Origin of the sequence: Pseudomonas sp. RIT-PI-o (assembly GCF_001297215.1) — a bacterium.
GTDB lineage: Bacteria > Pseudomonadota > Gammaproteobacteria > Pseudomonadales > Pseudomonadaceae > Aquipseudomonas > Aquipseudomonas moraviensis_A.
In genome coordinates this window covers 1-13,511 of record NZ_LHPA01000025.1, presented here as the reverse complement: position 1 = coordinate 13,511, position 13,511 = coordinate 1, and the positions used below count along the sequence as shown (strand labels likewise).

The 13,511-nt window shown below is 61.0% G+C and carries 12 protein-coding genes; 6 read left to right on the top strand and 6 right to left on the bottom strand.

Going from position 1 to position 13,511, the window contains the following annotated elements; all coding sequences use genetic code 11:
* The first annotated feature begins 53 nt into the window (after positions 1–53).
* The gene (gene madL, locus AEQ63_RS16770; protein WP_042606584.1) at positions 54–470 is read left to right on the top strand and encodes a malonate transporter subunit MadL; all 417 of its coding nucleotides are present in this window, start codon (positions 54–56) and stop codon (positions 468–470) included.
* A gap of 1 nt (position 471) precedes the next feature.
* Positions 472–1,236, top strand: coding sequence for a malonate transporter subunit MadM (madM, locus tag AEQ63_RS16765; RefSeq protein WP_042606585.1), 765 nt, complete (start codon positions 472–474; stop codon positions 1,234–1,236).
* A gap of 189 nt (positions 1,237–1,425) precedes the next feature.
* Here madM and AEQ63_RS16760 read toward each other — a convergent pair whose 3' ends face one another.
* Positions 1,426–2,346, bottom strand: coding sequence for a LysR family transcriptional regulator (locus AEQ63_RS16760; RefSeq protein WP_064364158.1), 921 nt, complete (start codon positions 2,344–2,346; stop codon positions 1,426–1,428).
* A 161-nt stretch (positions 2,347–2,507) separates the two neighbouring features.
* On the opposite strand from AEQ63_RS16760, the gene trhA reads away from it, so the two are divergent.
* Positions 2,508–3,125 carry a PAQR family membrane homeostasis protein TrhA gene (gene trhA / locus AEQ63_RS16755; RefSeq protein WP_039757573.1) on the top strand — a complete coding sequence of 206 codons (618 nt, stop codon included), beginning with the start codon at positions 2,508–2,510 and terminating at the stop codon, positions 3,123–3,125.
* Positions 3,126–3,250: 125 nt separating this feature from the next.
* On the opposite strand, the gene AEQ63_RS16750 is transcribed toward trhA, so the two are convergent.
* Both AEQ63_RS16750 and AEQ63_RS16745 read right to left on the bottom strand, forming a co-directional pair.
* On the bottom strand, positions 3,251–3,970 hold the full coding sequence (locus AEQ63_RS16750) for a 16S rRNA (uracil(1498)-N(3))-methyltransferase (RefSeq protein WP_064364157.1): 720 nt from the start codon (positions 3,968–3,970) through the stop codon (positions 3,251–3,253).
* A gap of 152 nt (positions 3,971–4,122) precedes the next feature.
* On the bottom strand, positions 4,123–5,529 hold the full coding sequence (locus AEQ63_RS16745; RefSeq protein WP_042606589.1) for an adenosylmethionine--8-amino-7-oxononanoate transaminase: 1,407 nt from the start codon (positions 5,527–5,529) through the stop codon (positions 4,123–4,125).
* Positions 5,530–5,752: 223 nt separating this feature from the next.
* Here AEQ63_RS16745 and AEQ63_RS16740 point away from each other — a divergent pair, with 223 nt between their 5' ends.
* The 3 genes from AEQ63_RS16740 (at position 5,753) to AEQ63_RS16730 (ending at position 9,064) form a co-directional block, all read left to right on the top strand.
* Positions 5,753–7,522, top strand: a complete 1,770-nt coding sequence (locus tag AEQ63_RS16740; RefSeq protein WP_064364156.1) for a flavin monoamine oxidase family protein — start codon at positions 5,753–5,755, stop codon at positions 7,520–7,522.
* 380 nt (positions 7,523–7,902) lie between these two features.
* Positions 7,903–8,454 (top strand): cytochrome b, encoded by a 552-nt coding sequence (locus tag AEQ63_RS16735; protein WP_042606591.1) that lies wholly within the window; start codon positions 7,903–7,905, stop codon positions 8,452–8,454.
* 31 nt (positions 8,455–8,485) lie between these two features.
* Positions 8,486–9,064, top strand: a complete 579-nt coding sequence (locus AEQ63_RS16730) for a YceI family protein (RefSeq protein ID WP_042606592.1) — start codon at positions 8,486–8,488, stop codon at positions 9,062–9,064.
* A 239-nt stretch (positions 9,065–9,303) separates the two neighbouring features.
* Here the strand turns inward: AEQ63_RS16730 and AEQ63_RS16725 are convergent, their stop codons facing one another.
* The 3 genes from AEQ63_RS16725 to metF all read right to left on the bottom strand — a co-directional run bounded on the left by AEQ63_RS16725 (position 9,304) and on the right by metF (position 13,243).
* On the bottom strand, positions 9,304–11,172 hold the full coding sequence (locus AEQ63_RS16725; RefSeq protein ID WP_064364155.1) for a DEAD/DEAH box helicase: 1,869 nt from the start codon (positions 11,170–11,172) through the stop codon (positions 9,304–9,306).
* 221 nt (positions 11,173–11,393) lie between these two features.
* Positions 11,394–12,206, bottom strand: a complete 813-nt coding sequence (locus AEQ63_RS16720; protein WP_064364154.1) for a substrate-binding periplasmic protein — start codon at positions 12,204–12,206, stop codon at positions 11,394–11,396.
* A 191-nt stretch (positions 12,207–12,397) separates the two neighbouring features.
* Positions 12,398–13,243, bottom strand: coding sequence for a methylenetetrahydrofolate reductase [NAD(P)H] (metF, locus tag AEQ63_RS16715; RefSeq protein ID WP_064364173.1), 846 nt, complete (start codon positions 13,241–13,243; stop codon positions 12,398–12,400).
* Positions 13,244–13,511: the final 268 nt, after the last annotated feature.

The window sequence follows — 13,511 nt, the reverse complement described above, 5'->3', positions numbered from 1 at the left end:
AAGCTTCGAACAACAAAAACAACATTCGACGATGCACTTTGAGGACTACAACAATGATTATTTACGGTGTGGCGCTGCTGGCGATCTGTACGCTGGCAGGGGTGATCATGGGTGACATGCTTGGCGTGTTGCTGGGCGTCAAATCCAACGTCGGCGGGGTCGGCATTGCGATGATCCTGCTGATCTGCGCACGCTTGTGGATGCAAAAGCGCGGCGGCATGACCAAGGATTGCGAGATGGGCGTCGGCTTCTGGGGCGCGATGTACATTCCGGTGGTGGTGGCGATGGCCGCGCAGCAGAACGTCGTCACCGCCCTGCACGGCGGCCCGGTGGCGGTGCTGGCGGCAATCGGCTCCGTGGCGGTTTGTGGTTGCACGATTGCCCTGATCAGCCGCACTCACAAGGGCGAACCGTTGCCCGACGAACCGGCGGAAATTTCCCCGGTCGGCACCCCGGTAGGAGGTCGCTGACATGTGGGATCTCATCGAAAAAGGTCTGGAACACAATGGGCTGATCACCGCATTCGCCTTCGTCGGCGTGATCATGTGGGTGTCGGTGATTCTCTCCAGGCGCCTGACCTTCGGGCGCATCCACGGCTCGGCGATCGCCATTGTCATCGGCCTGGTGCTGGCCTGGGTCGGCGGCACCATGACCGGCGGGCAGAAAGGCTTGGCCGATCTGACGCTGTTCTCCGGCATCGGCCTGATGGGCGGGGCGATGTTGCGCGACTTCGCCATCGTCGCCACTGCTTTTGAAGTGCAGGCCACCGAAGCGAAGAAGGCCGGCATGATCGGCGTGATCGCCCTGCTGCTGGGCACGATCCTGCCGTTCATTGTCGGCGCGTGCATGGCCTGGACCTTCGGTTATCGCGATGCGGTGAGCATGACCACCATCGGTGCGGGTGCGGTGACTTACATCGTCGGGCCGGTGACCGGTGCGGCGATCGGCGCGACCTCGGATGTGATGGCGCTGTCGATTGCCACCGGGTTGATCAAGGCGATTCTGGTGATGGTCGGCACCCCGGTCGCGGCGCGCTGGATGGGCCTGGACAATCCCCGCTCGGCGATGGTCTTTGGCGGGCTGGCCGGGACGGTGAGTGGCGTGACGGCGGGGCTGGCGGCGACGGATCGGCGCCTGGTGCCGTACGGGGCGTTGACGGCTACCTTTCACACCGGTCTTGGGTGTTTGCTGGGGCCGTCGCTGTTGTTCTTCATTGTTCGCGCGATTGTCGGCTGAAGATCAAGAGCCCCTCACCCTAGCCCTCTCCCGGGGGCAGAGGGGACTGACCGCGTTGTTTTGGCGTTATACATCGACCTGAAAATCCTGAGTCGAACTCAGGTTCTGAAAAGCCCCCAATCTGCTCCCTTCCCCCTCGCCCCCTTGGGGGAGAGGGCTGGGGTGAGGGGGTAGGCTTTTGATCTGCTGTTAATCCGCCAACTGGCGATTGGCATACATCCGACACTCCGCCAGCAACGCCAGCAGATTCGGATCGCGCTCCTTGGCCTTGAGACACACCACCCCAATGTGCTGCTGCAACCGGTACTTCTCCTGCAGCGGAATCAGCTTCACCCGATTTTCATACACCGCTGCAATCCTTCCTGGCAGCAACGCATACCCCACGCCCGAGCTGCCCATGCTCAGCAAGGTGAAGATGTCGTTGACCTGCATCGCCCCCTTCGGCTCGAACCCCGCCTGTTTGAATACCCGCACACCGTCCTGATGGGTGGCGAAGCCCTGGGTCAGGGTGATGAAGGTTTCATCGCGCACTTGCGCCAGGTCCACTTCACTGCGCTGGGCAAACTTGGAGTCCGCCGGGGTGGCGAGGAAGATGTCGTCGGAAAACAGTGCAATCTGCTCGCAATCGGGGTCGTTGATGCTGTCGTCCAGCGACACCAGAATCGCGTCGACTTCCATGTTTTTCAGCTTGTAGAGCAGGTCGATGTTCGAGCCGAGGATCAGGTCGATGTTGAGTTCGCTGCGACGGATTTTCAGGCCCATGATCAGTTGCGGCACGGTTTTCACCGTCAGCGAATACAGCGAGCCGAGCTTGAAGCGCTCGGCGGAGAATCCGGCAGCTTCGCGGGTCAGGCGCACGCTTTCGACCACGTCGTTGATCAGCTTCTGCGCACGCTCTTCCAGCACGTAAGCGCTTTCCAGCGGCGTCAGGTTGCGCCCCTCGTGTTTGAACAGCGGACAACGCAAGGCGCTTTCCAGTGAGTGGATGGCGCGGTGCACGCTGACGTTGCTGGTCTGCAATTCGGCGGCGGCGCGGGCGAGGTTGCCGGTGCGCATGAAGGCGAGGAACACCTCGAGTTTTTTCAGGGTCAATTCTTCGTCGATCAGCATGGCGCGGACTCTTTTTGGTATCGGCCGATTGTGCACGGAAGATCAAAAGATCGCAGCCTTCGGCAGCTGCTACAGGGGATCGTGTTGAACGCAAACTTGCGCTTTTACGCTCAAGGCCCGAGCCTTGCGCGCTGCGGTAACGAATGTGAGGTGAGCAATACATGTATCACGGGGAAAAACTCAACGCCTGGACCCATTTGGTCGGAGCTATTGCGGCGTTTATCGGCGGCGTGTGGATGCTGGTAATCGCCAGCCTCGACGGCAGTCCATGGAAGATTGTCAGCGTGGCGATTTATGCGTTTACCTTGCTGGTGCTCTACAGCGCCTCGACCGTTTACCACAGCGTGCGCGGGCGCAAGAAAGCGATCATGAAGAAGGTCGATCATTTTTCGATCTACCTGCTGATCGCCGGCAGCTACACGCCGTTCTGCCTGGTGACGTTACGCGGGCCGTGGGGCTGGACGCTGTTCGGGATTGTCTGGGGGCTGGCGCTGATCGGCATTCTGCAAGAAATCAAGCCGCGCTCCGAAGCGCGGATTCTGTCGATCGTGATTTACGCGGTGATGGGCTGGATTGTGCTGGTCGCGGTCAAACCGCTGATTGCCGCACTGGGCACGGCGGGGTTTGCCTGGCTGGCGTCGGGCGGCGTGCTATATACGGTGGGGATTATCTTTTTTGCCCTGGATCACCGCTTGCGGCATGCCCATGGCATCTGGCACCTGTTCGTGATCGCCGGGAGCTTGCTGCATTTTGTCGCGATTCTGTTCTACGTCCTCTAAACACCGCCATTCCCTTGTAGGAGTGAGCCTGCTCGCGATTGCGTCAGTTCAGTCAATGAGTGGTGGCTGATACACCGCTATCGCGAGCAGGCTCACTCCTACAGGGACGTATTCCAATCGAGACTCTAAAAGTCACCCCAAAGCTGTTGTGCAACAGCCAATGCCACCACTGGCGCGGTCTCGGTGCGCAGCACCCGCGGCCCGAGGCGGGCGGCGTGGAAGCCGTTGGTCTTGGCCTGCTCGACTTCGCCATCTGACAAGCCACCTTCCGGCCCGATCAGGAACGCCAGCGTCGCCGGTCTGGCATGGCTGACCAGCGGCTCTGCCACCGGATGCAACACCAGCTTCAACTCCGCTTCAGTCTGCTTGATCCAGTCCGCCAACAACACCGGCGGATGAATTACCGGCACCCGCGAGCGCCCACATTGCTCGCATGCGCTGATCGCTACCTGGCGCCAGTGCAGCAGGCGTTTGTCGGCGCGTTCGTCCTTGAGGCGCACTTCGCAGCGTTCGCTGAAAATCGGGGTGATTTCGCTCACCCCCAGTTCAGTGGCTTTCTGAATCGCCCAGTCCATCCGCTCGCCACGGGAGAGGCCCTGGCCCAGGTGGATCTGCAGCGGCGATTCGACCTGCCCGGGGAATTGCTCGTCGATCTGCACGACGACGCGCTTCTTGCCGACTTCTACCAGCGATCCGCGAAACTCATGGCCGGAACCGTCGAACAACTGCACGGCATCGCCCTCGGCCATGCGCAGCACGCGGCTGATGTAATGCGCCTGGGCCTCCGGCAGTTCGTGTTCGCCGGTGCTCAGCGGGGCGTCGATAAAGAAGCGGGACAGTCTCATTTCGGGTCTCTGGAAAGATGTGAATCAGTTGGATCGGTGTTGACTTCATTCGCGAGCAGGCTCGCTCCCAGATTTGGAATGCATCCCCCCTGTGGGAGCGAGCCTGCTCGCGAAAGCGGTAGTTCAAACACCGCAAATCTCAAGTAGCCGAGTCAGCCGGGATCACGGAAACCGGGATGGAAATCTTTCGGTACCGCGACGCTGACGCTGTCACGCGTCGCAATGTCGATGCCTTCACTGGCCACTTCGGCCAGAAAGTCGATCTGCTCCGGGGTGATCACATAGGGCGGCAGGAAATACACCACGCTGCCCAGCGGCCGCAACAGCGCGCCACGCTCCAGCGCATGCTGGAACACCTTCAGACCACGGCGCTCCTGCCAAGGGTAGGCCTCTTTCGTGGCTTTATCCTTGACCATCTCGATAGCCAGGACCATGCCGGTCTGGCGCACTTCGGACACGTTCGGGTGATCGACCAGATGCGCCGTCGCCGAGGCCATGCGCTGGGCCAGCGCCCGGTTGTTCTCGATGACGTTGTCCTGCTCGAAGATATCCAGCGTCGCCAGTGCCGCCGCGCACGCCAGCGGATTGCCGGTGTAGCTGTGCGAATGGAGAAAGGCGCGCAGGGTCGGGTAGTCGTCGTAGAACGCGCTGTAGACCTCGTCGGTGGTCAGGCACGCGGCCAGCGGCAGGTAGCCGCCGGTCAGGGCTTTGGACAGGCAGAGGAAGTCCGGGCGGATGCCGGCCTGCTCGCAGGCGAACATCGTACCGGTGCGGCCGAAACCGACGGCGATTTCGTCGTGGATCAGGTGCACGCCGTAACGGTCGCAGGCCTCGCGCAGCAGCTTGAGGTAGACCGGGTGATACATGCGCATGCCGCCCGCGCCCTGGATCAGCGGCTCGACGATCACTGCCGCGACGCTGTCATGGTTTTCCGCCAGGGTCTGTTCCATGGCGGCGAACATGTTGCGCGAATGTTCTTCCCAGCTCATGCCGTCGGGGCGCCCGTAGCAATCCGGGCTCGGCACCTTGATGGTGTCCATCAGCAGGGCTTTGTAGGTCTCGGTGAACAGCGGCACATCGCCGACCGCCATCGCCGCCATGGTTTCACCGTGGTAGCTGTTGGTCAGGGTGACGAAGCGCTTTTTATTCGGCTGGCCGCGGTTGAGCCAGTAGTGAAAGCTCATCTTCAGCGCGACTTCGATGCACGACGAGCCATTATCGGCGTAGAACACTCGATTCAGGCCTTGCGGGGTCATCTTCACCAGGCGCTCGGACAGCTCGATCACCGGCTGATGACTGAAACCGGCAAGAATCACGTGTTCGAGTTGATCGACCTGATCCTTGATGCGCTGGTTGATGCGCGGGTTGGCGTGCCCGAACACATTGACCCACCAGGAACTGACCGCGTCGAGGTAGCGCTTGCCTTCGAAGTCTTCGAGCCAGACGCCTTCGCCGCGCTTGATCGGGATCAGCGGCAGCTGTTCGTGGTCTTTCATCTGGGTGCAGGGATGCCACAACACCGCGAGATCGCGTTGCATCCACTGGTTATTCAGGCCCATTTACAGTCTCCTCGAGGCGGCTCGCGTCAGGCGCGGGCGAACAATCGCGCAAGCCTATGCAATGCATCGCGCGGGAACAACCCATTGTGTCGATTGAGCTACTTTGTCTGAGCCGATAGACGTCGCTGGCGGCGTTTTGATGGCTAACGTATTCTTCGCGGTTCTTTGAGTCGTCTGACTCGCAAAGCTGCTTTTTCCCACATGTTTTTCCGGAGTTCGCTGAATGTCTGTCGGTTGGCTGCGCGCCTGTGCGCTGGTGATGTTGGGTCTGTTCAGCGTTACGGCGCTGGCCAAGGATAAAACCGCAATCGTGATCGGCGGCGGCCTGTCGGGTCTGACTGCCGCTTACGAGCTGCAGAACAAGGGCTGGCAGGTCACCCTGCTGGAAGCCAAGCCGAGTCTGGGCGGTCGTTCGGGCATGGCCACCAGCGAGTGGATCGGCAACGACAAGACCCAGCCGGTGCTCAACAAATACGTGTCGACGTTCAAGCTCGGCACCACGCCGGCTCCGGAATTCGTGCGTACCCCGAGCTATCTGATCGACGGCGATTATTTCTCCGCTGCCGATCTGGCCACCAAGCAACCAGCCACCGCCGATGCGCTCAAGCGCTACCAGAACACCCTCGACGATCTGGCACGCTCGATCGACGATCCGCAGAACCCGGCGGCGACCGCCACCCTGCACGCGCTGGATCAGATCACGGTGTCGAGCTGGCTCGACAAGCAGAACCTGCCGGCCACCGCGCGTCAGCTGATCAACCAGGACATTCGCACCCACTACGACGAACCTTCGCGTCTGTCGCTGCTGTATTTCGCCCAGCAGAACCGCGTCTATCGCGGCATTTCCGACCGTGACCTGCGCGCCTCGCGGCTGGTCGGCGGCAGCCAGGTGCTGGCCCAGGCCTTCGTCAAACAGATCAAGACCATCAAGACCAGTTCGCCGGTCTCGGCCATTACCCAGGACAAGGACGGCGTGACCGTCAAAGTCGGCAGCGTCGGTTATCAGGCTGACTACGTGGTATTGGCGGTGCCGTTGCGCGCACTGAACAAGATCGCCCTGACCCCGGCGCTGGATGCCCAGCACCTGGCGGCGATCAAAGGCACCAACTACGGCTGGCGCGACCAGATCATGCTTAAGTTCAAGACGCCGGTGTGGGAAAGCAAGTCGCGCATGTCTGGCGAGATCTACAGCAATACCGGCCTGGGCATGCTCTGGATCGAGCCGGCGCTCAAGGGTGGCGCCAACGTGGTGATCAACCTGTCCGGCGACAACGCTCGGGTGATGCAAGCGTTCGGCGACAAGCAGATGGTCGACCAGGTGCTGATCCGTCTGCACGCGTTTTATCCACAGGCCCGTGGCTCGTTCACCGGTTATGAAATCCGTCGCTACAGCACCGACCCGTCGATGGGCGGCGCCTACCTGGCTTACGGCCCGGGGCAGATCAGCAAGTTCTGGCGCCTGTGGGAACGTCCGCTGCAACGCGTAGCGTTCGCTGGCGAACACACCGACACCTTGTACCCGGGCACCCTGGAAGGCGCACTGCGCACCGGCCAGCGCGCGGCCAGCCAGGTGGAAGATCTGGCGGCAGGCAAATCGTTCGAACCGGTCAAAGTGGTGCCGGCTGCAGCAGCGGCAGGCGCGGCGGCTGCCGTAGCGGCGAAGAAGGGCAACTTCTTCACTAACCTGTTTGGCGGTTCGGATGACGAGAAGAAGCCTGAGCCAGCGAAAGCGCCAGAGCCAGCACCTGCTCCGGTCGCTCCAGCGCCTGCACCGACCCCGGCCTCTGCGCCAGCTCCGGTGGAAGCACCGAAACCAGCGGCCCCAGTGAAAGCTGAACCGGCGAAGAAAGCAGCGGCCAAGCCAGCGGCGAAGAAGCCTGCGGCCAAAACCGAAACGAAAAAGCCGGCCGCCAAACCTGCAGCGAAGAAGGCTGAGCCGGCGAAGAAGCCAGCAGCCAAGCCTGCTGCAACGACCGAGACCAAGGCGCAGTAAGCCTTGCGGTGAATGAAGAAGCGCGGCTTTTATGCCGCGCTTTTTTTTTGTCTGAGCACAACCCCTGTGGCGAGGGAGCTTGCTCCCGCTCGGCTGCGAAGCAGTCGTAGCCTCGGATTGCCCGGTATTTCCTATGCATCGCGCTAGCCGTGTGAAGGAGTCCTTCGGCCTCCAGCGGGAACAAGCTCCCTCGCCACAAAAAAGCAGCTAGACCAGCAGCGTCCCCTGACATCCCGCCATACTTTTCCCTTTAATCTTTCCTTAACAAGCCACTTACAGACTCTTGATCGTATTTCTCGATATTTCAAAGCAAAATTTTCCGCTTTAATTCGATAGATAACTCGCTAGTCTTGGTTCGCAGTTCTCACAGGATTTGGGCAATGCAGCTACGTAACTCTTCTTCGCGCTATGGTTGGGTCAGCATCTTCATGCACTGGGGCGTGGCGCTGGCGGTCTTCGGGCTGTTTGCGCTGGGTCTGTGGATGGTCGGGCTGGATTACTACAGCACCTGGCGCAAAGACGCGCCGGACCTGCACAAGAGCATCGGCCTGGTGCTGCTCGCTGTGATGGTGTTGCGAGTGTTGTGGCGTTTCATCAGCCCACCGCCGCCAACCCTGCAAAGCTACAGCCGCATGACCCGCATCGGCGCTAAATTCGGCCATGGGTTTCTGTATCTGGCGCTGTTCGCTGTGATGATTGCCGGTTACCTGATTTCCACCGCAGACGGTGTCGGGATCCCGGTGTTTGGCCTGTTTGAAGTTCCTGCTCTGCTCTCCGGACTACCGGATCAGGCAGATACCGCTGGGGTGATTCATCTCTGGCTGGCGTGGATACTGGTAATTTTTTCCGGTCTCCATGCGTTGGCAGCATTGAAGCACCACTTTATCGATCGTGATGCGACCCTCACCCGAATGCTTGGTCGCAAAGCCTGAAATTCAACCTCGACTCAAAGGAAAAGAAAGCATGTTGAAAAAGACTCTGGCCGCTCTGGCAATCGGTTCGGCCGTGCTGTCCGCCAACGTAATGGCTGCTGACTACGTAGTAGACAAGGAAGGCCAGCACGCCTTCGTCGACTTCAAGATCAGCCACCTGGGCTACAGCTTCATCACCGGTACCTTCAAGGACATCGACGGCAAGTTCAGCTTCGACGCTGCCAAGCCTGAAGACAGCAAGATCGAGTTCAACGTCAACACCGCCAGCGTGTTCACCAACCACGCCGAGCGCGACAAGCACATCGCCAGCGCGGACTTCCTCAACGCCAGCAAATTCGGCAAGGCCACTTTCGTATCCACCAGCGTCAAATCCACTGGTGCCAACACGGCTGACGTGACCGGCGACCTGACCCTGCTGGGCGTGACCAAGCCAGTTGTCGTCAAGGCGACCTTCCTGGGCGAAGGCAAGGATCCTTGGGGCGGCTACCGTGCCGGTTTCGAAGGCACCACCACCATCAAGCGTTCCGATTTCGGCAAGCAGAAAGACCTCGGTCCGAAGTCCGATGCGGTCGAACTGTACGTTTCGTTCGAAGGTGTGAAAGCGAAATAATTTTCGCCGCCACATGAAAAAACGCCCCCGGTCGCAAGGCCGGGGGCGTTTTTTTTGCCACAACACAGATCCCCTGTAGGAGCTGCCGAAGGCTGCGATCTTTTGATCTTGATTTTTGAAGATCAAGATCAAGATCAAAAGATCGCAGCCTGCGGCAGCTCCTACGCAAAGCGATTTGCAGCGCTTATAAAAATGCCCCGGCTCTTTCGAACCGGGGCATTTTTCATTGCGGCTTGAACTCAGCGATTGCGGGTCAGCAGTGCCGGTTTCTCGCCACGCGGACGGCTTGGCAGTTGATCGAGCTGCTCAGGCGTCGGGAAGCGGTCGGCTTTCGATTCCTTGTGCATGATCTTCGGGCCGTTGCTGCGCGGGTTCTGCACGGCCGGTTCGCTACGTGGCTGATCGTCACGGGCCGGGCGGCGGTTGCGTGGCGCGGATTCGTCACGACGACCCTGACCGTCACGCGGTGCGCCATTGCGCGGGCCGCTGCGTTTGGCCGGTGGTGTGCCGGTGCTCGAACCGTTGCTGTTGCGCGGACCGTTCTGGCGACCCTGTGGCTGACCGCCGCGTGGTGCGCCAGTGCCTGCGCCTTGCGCCGGGGCGCCCGGACGACGGCCACGGCCGCCGGCAGGAGCGGCTTTCGGCACGTAATCAACGCGGTTACCGAAGTTATCGATATCGTCGTCGAGGAACTCGTCCGGGGCACGGTCAGCCGCTGCACGCGGTGGCTGGCTCGGACGCTGTTCGCGACTCGGCGTGCCTTCACGCGGCTTCTGCTGGCGGGCAGGGCGCTCGCCACGATCACCAGCCGGTTTTTCCTTGCCCTTGTCTTTGCCTTTGTCCTTGCGACCACCGCCACCGCCGCCGCCATTCGGGCCGTCGCCGCGTGGGCCACGGGAATTGCGCGGGTTGCGGATGTCCGGACGCTCGCGGGCTTCCGGCTTCTCGGCTTCGATGGTGCTGGAGTCGAAGCCCATCAGATCGCCGTCGGCAATCTTCTGCTTGGTCATGCGCTCGATGCTTTTCAGCAGCTTCTCTTCGTCCGGCGCGACCAGCGAGATCGCCTCGCCCGAACGACCGGCGCGGCCGGTACGACCGATACGGTGCACATAGTCTTCGTCGACGTTCGGCAACTCGAAGTTGACCACATGCGGCAACTGGTCGATGTCCAGACCACGGGCGGCGATATCGGTGGCAACCAGAATGCGCACTTCACCGGCCTTGAAGTCGGCCAGGGCTTTGGTGCGGGCGTTCTGGCTCTTGTTACCGTGGATCGCCACCGCCGGCAGGCCGTGTTTGTCCAGGTATTCAGCGAGACGGTTGGCGCCGTGCTTGGTGCGGGTGAAGACCAGTACCTGTTCCCACGCGCCGGCCGTGATCAGGTGCGCCAGCAAGGCACGCTTGTGGCTGGCCGGCAGGCGGAATACGCGTTGTTCGATGCGCTCGACCGTGGTGTTCGGCGGCGTCACTTCGATGCGTTCCGGGTTGTGCAGCAGCTTGCCGGCAAGGTCGGTGATATCTTTCGAGAACGTTGCCGAGAACAGCAGGTTCTGACGCTTGGCCGGCAGGCGCGCGAGGACTTTCTTCACGTCGTGCACGAAGCCCATGTCGAGCATGCGGTCGGCTTCGTCGAGGACGAGGATTTCCACGTGGGAAAGATCGACACTGCCCTGGCCGGCGAGGTCGAGCAGACGGCCCGGGCAGGCAACCAGGACGTCGACGCCACGGGACATGGCCTGGACCTGTGGGTTCATGCCGACGCCGCCGAAGATGCAGGCGCTGACGAATTTCAGGTCACGGGCATAGATCTTGAAGCTCTCGTGCACCTGGGCTGCGAGTTCGCGGGTCGGGGTCAGGACCAGTACGCGCGGTTGGCGCGGGCCATGACGCTGGGATTTGTCCGGGTGACCGTTGGGGAACAACCGCTCCAGAATCGGGAGGGCGAAGCCGCCGGTTTTACCGGTACCTGTCTGAGCCGCAACCATCAGGTCGCGACCTTGCAACACGGCGGGAATGGCCCGCTGTTGCACCGGAGGAGGCTCGGTATAGCCCGCATCTTCGATGGCACGGACTAAAGCCTCGGAGAGACCGAGGGAAGCAAAGGACATGAGTAATCCTGTTTTAGTTAGGGCTTGGCCCAATGGGAGTCTTGCCTGGCGCGAATCACGTTTAAGAGGACGCAATCCCGTCCGGTCCAGCGGCGGTTCCGAAGGCTCGTCAGGAGCGCTCGCGCGGGCTGAAAGCTGCGCTGTAGCGGGTCGTGAGGCCTGTTACGGTTCCGGGCGTCCGGGCGTGAGCCTGGCGGGAACGCCGGAGTATAACAGAGCAATCACTGCGCGCTGCTTTCCTGCTGCTCAACGGTTTTGCCGCTGGCCGTGGCCGAGCGCAGAGAAGCGCTGTCGACGGGAGCAGCACCGTAACGCGCGCTGAGCTCGGCGTAGGCCGGGTCGCGCTTGAAACGCTTGAGCTCGGCGCCAAAACGCTGCACCAGCAGATCCATGCCGGCATTGCGCCGAACTGCAAGAAACTGGCTCTGACGGCTGATAACCGTCGGGTTTTCCGTGATCAGATCGCGAATATTCAGCTCATCGAGCAAATGCTGACCGACGCGGCGATCAGTAATCAGCAGGTCGATACGCCCGCGTACCAGTTTGCCGAAATTGGCTTCATGAGTCGGCGCCGGCTCCCGGCTGAACAGCTGTGACTGGCTGAAATCCGGGCTGTACAGATAGCCCGGCGAGGTGCCGATGGTCAGGCCCTTGAGTTGATCCAGGGTGCTGAACGGGTGCGGTCGATCGTTGGCGTAGAACATTACGAATTCAACGTCGGACAACGGTTCGCTGGGGTAGAGCAGGGTGGCGTCGCGCTCGGCGCTGTGAAAAATGTCCAGCGCACCGTCGGCCTGACCGGTTTCGAGCATCGACAGGCAGCGCTTCCACGGCAGGAACTGCCACTCGACTTCAATGCCCAGGCGTTTGAACACGATGGCGGTGGTTTCGTAGTCCAGCCCGAGATTCTGCCCGCCCTGTTCGTACACGTAGGGCGCCCATGGCTCGGTGACAATACGCAACTTCTCGCCCCGAGCGGCGAAGCTCAGGCAAGCAAAAACCAGCACGGCGAGTAACTGCGTGATCAAAGGCATGGCTGGAGATTACGACGAGAAACCCGAAAGAGCCAGAAAGTGCCTGCACAAGCTCTGTTTCGCGGGCTTAAAAGCAAAAGATCGCAGCCGTCGGCAGCTCCTGCGGGATCCGAAATTCCACTGTAGGAGCTGCCGAAGGCTGCGATCTCTTGCTCTTGCTTGTAGCTTTCAGCTTGAAGCTTGCGGCTGCTTCACCGCGGCAACTTCAGGTTATTCCAGATCGCCAGGCTAGGCTCGGCCTGGTTCATGGAATAAAAATGCAACCCAGGTGCGCCGCCCTGCAGCAGGCGTTCGCACATCTCGCTGACGACTTGCTCGCCAAAGCTCTGGATGCTTCGTGTGTCGTCGCCGTAGGCTTCCAGTTGCTTGCGGATCCAGCGCGGGATTTCCGCACCGCAGGCATCGGAGAAACGCGCGAGTTTGCTGTAGTTGGTGATCGGCATGATCCCCGGCACGATCGGCAGATCCACGCCCAGCGCCTGCAAACGGTCGACAAAGTAGAAGTAGCTGTCGGCGTTGAAGAAGTACTGGGTGATCGCGCTATCGGCACCGGCCTTGGCCTTGCGCACGAAGTTGGCGAGATCGTCTTCGTAGTTGCGCGCTTGCGGATGCATCTCCGGGTAAGCGGCGACTTCGATGTGGAAATGATCAGCGGTTTCTTCACGAATGAATTCCACCAGTTCATTGGCGTGACGCAGCTCACCGCTGGTCATGCCCATGCCGGACGGCAGGTCACCACGCAGGGCGACGATGCGCTTGATGCCGGCGACCTTGTATTCGTTGAGCAGGCCGCGCAGGTCGTCCTTGCTGTCGCCGACGCACGACAGGTGCGGTGCGGCGGGTATTTTGACTTCGCTTTCCAGCTGCAACACGGTGTTGAGCGTGCGATCACGGGTCGAACCGCCAGCGCCGTAGGTGCAGGAAAAGAAATCAGGATTGTAAGTGGCCAACTGACGGGCAGTGGCGAGGAGCTTTTCTTGCCCGGCGTCGGTCTTGGTCGGGAAAAACTCGAAGCTGTAGCGACGGTCTTGGGACATGGTCATACCCTTGGAAACACGAAAGCCTTCGGTATGTTTCATCTGCAGAAGCAAACCTGTATGTGGCGAGGGAGCTTGCTCCCGCTGGGGTGCGCAGCGCTCCCCAAAACCTGGGGGCCCCGGCCAGCCCCCAGGGGGGAAGCTCCCCCGCCACAACAAGCCATTCCGACAAATAAAGCAGCCGGTTACTTAGTAGCGGTAAGCGTGCGGCTTGAACGGGCCTTCCTCTGGGAAGCCCGAGTAATACATCCCGTGGTTGGTGCGTTGG

Excerpts from the sequence above, each read along its gene's own strand:
- AEQ63_RS16745 (WP_042606589.1), bottom strand. The coding sequence starts at position 5,529 with ATGGGCCTGAATAACCAGTGGATGCAACGCGATCTCGCGGTGTTGTGG.
- AEQ63_RS16725 (WP_064364155.1), bottom strand. The coding sequence starts at position 11,172 with ATGTCCTTTGCTTCCCTCGGTCTCTCCGAGGCTTTAGTCCGTGCCATC.
- madL (WP_042606584.1), top strand. The coding sequence starts at position 54 with ATGATTATTTACGGTGTGGCGCTGCTGGCGATCTGTACGCTGGCAGGG.
- trhA (WP_039757573.1), top strand. The coding sequence starts at position 2,508 with ATGTATCACGGGGAAAAACTCAACGCCTGGACCCATTTGGTCGGAGCT.
- madM (WP_042606585.1), top strand. The coding sequence starts at position 472 with ATGTGGGATCTCATCGAAAAAGGTCTGGAACACAATGGGCTGATCACC.
- AEQ63_RS16750 (WP_064364157.1), bottom strand. The coding sequence starts at position 3,970 with ATGAGACTGTCCCGCTTCTTTATCGACGCCCCGCTGAGCACCGGCGAA.
- AEQ63_RS16730 (WP_042606592.1), top strand. The coding sequence starts at position 8,486 with ATGTTGAAAAAGACTCTGGCCGCTCTGGCAATCGGTTCGGCCGTGCTG.
- AEQ63_RS16735 (WP_042606591.1), top strand. The coding sequence starts at position 7,903 with ATGCAGCTACGTAACTCTTCTTCGCGCTATGGTTGGGTCAGCATCTTC.
- metF (WP_064364173.1), bottom strand. The coding sequence starts at position 13,243 with ATGTCCCAAGACCGTCGCTACAGCTTCGAGTTTTTCCCGACCAAGACC.
- AEQ63_RS16760 (WP_064364158.1), bottom strand. The coding sequence starts at position 2,346 with ATGCTGATCGACGAAGAATTGACCCTGAAAAAACTCGAGGTGTTCCTC.
- AEQ63_RS16740 (WP_064364156.1), top strand. The coding sequence starts at position 5,753 with ATGTCTGTCGGTTGGCTGCGCGCCTGTGCGCTGGTGATGTTGGGTCTG.
- AEQ63_RS16720 (WP_064364154.1), bottom strand. The coding sequence starts at position 12,206 with ATGCCTTTGATCACGCAGTTACTCGCCGTGCTGGTTTTTGCTTGCCTG.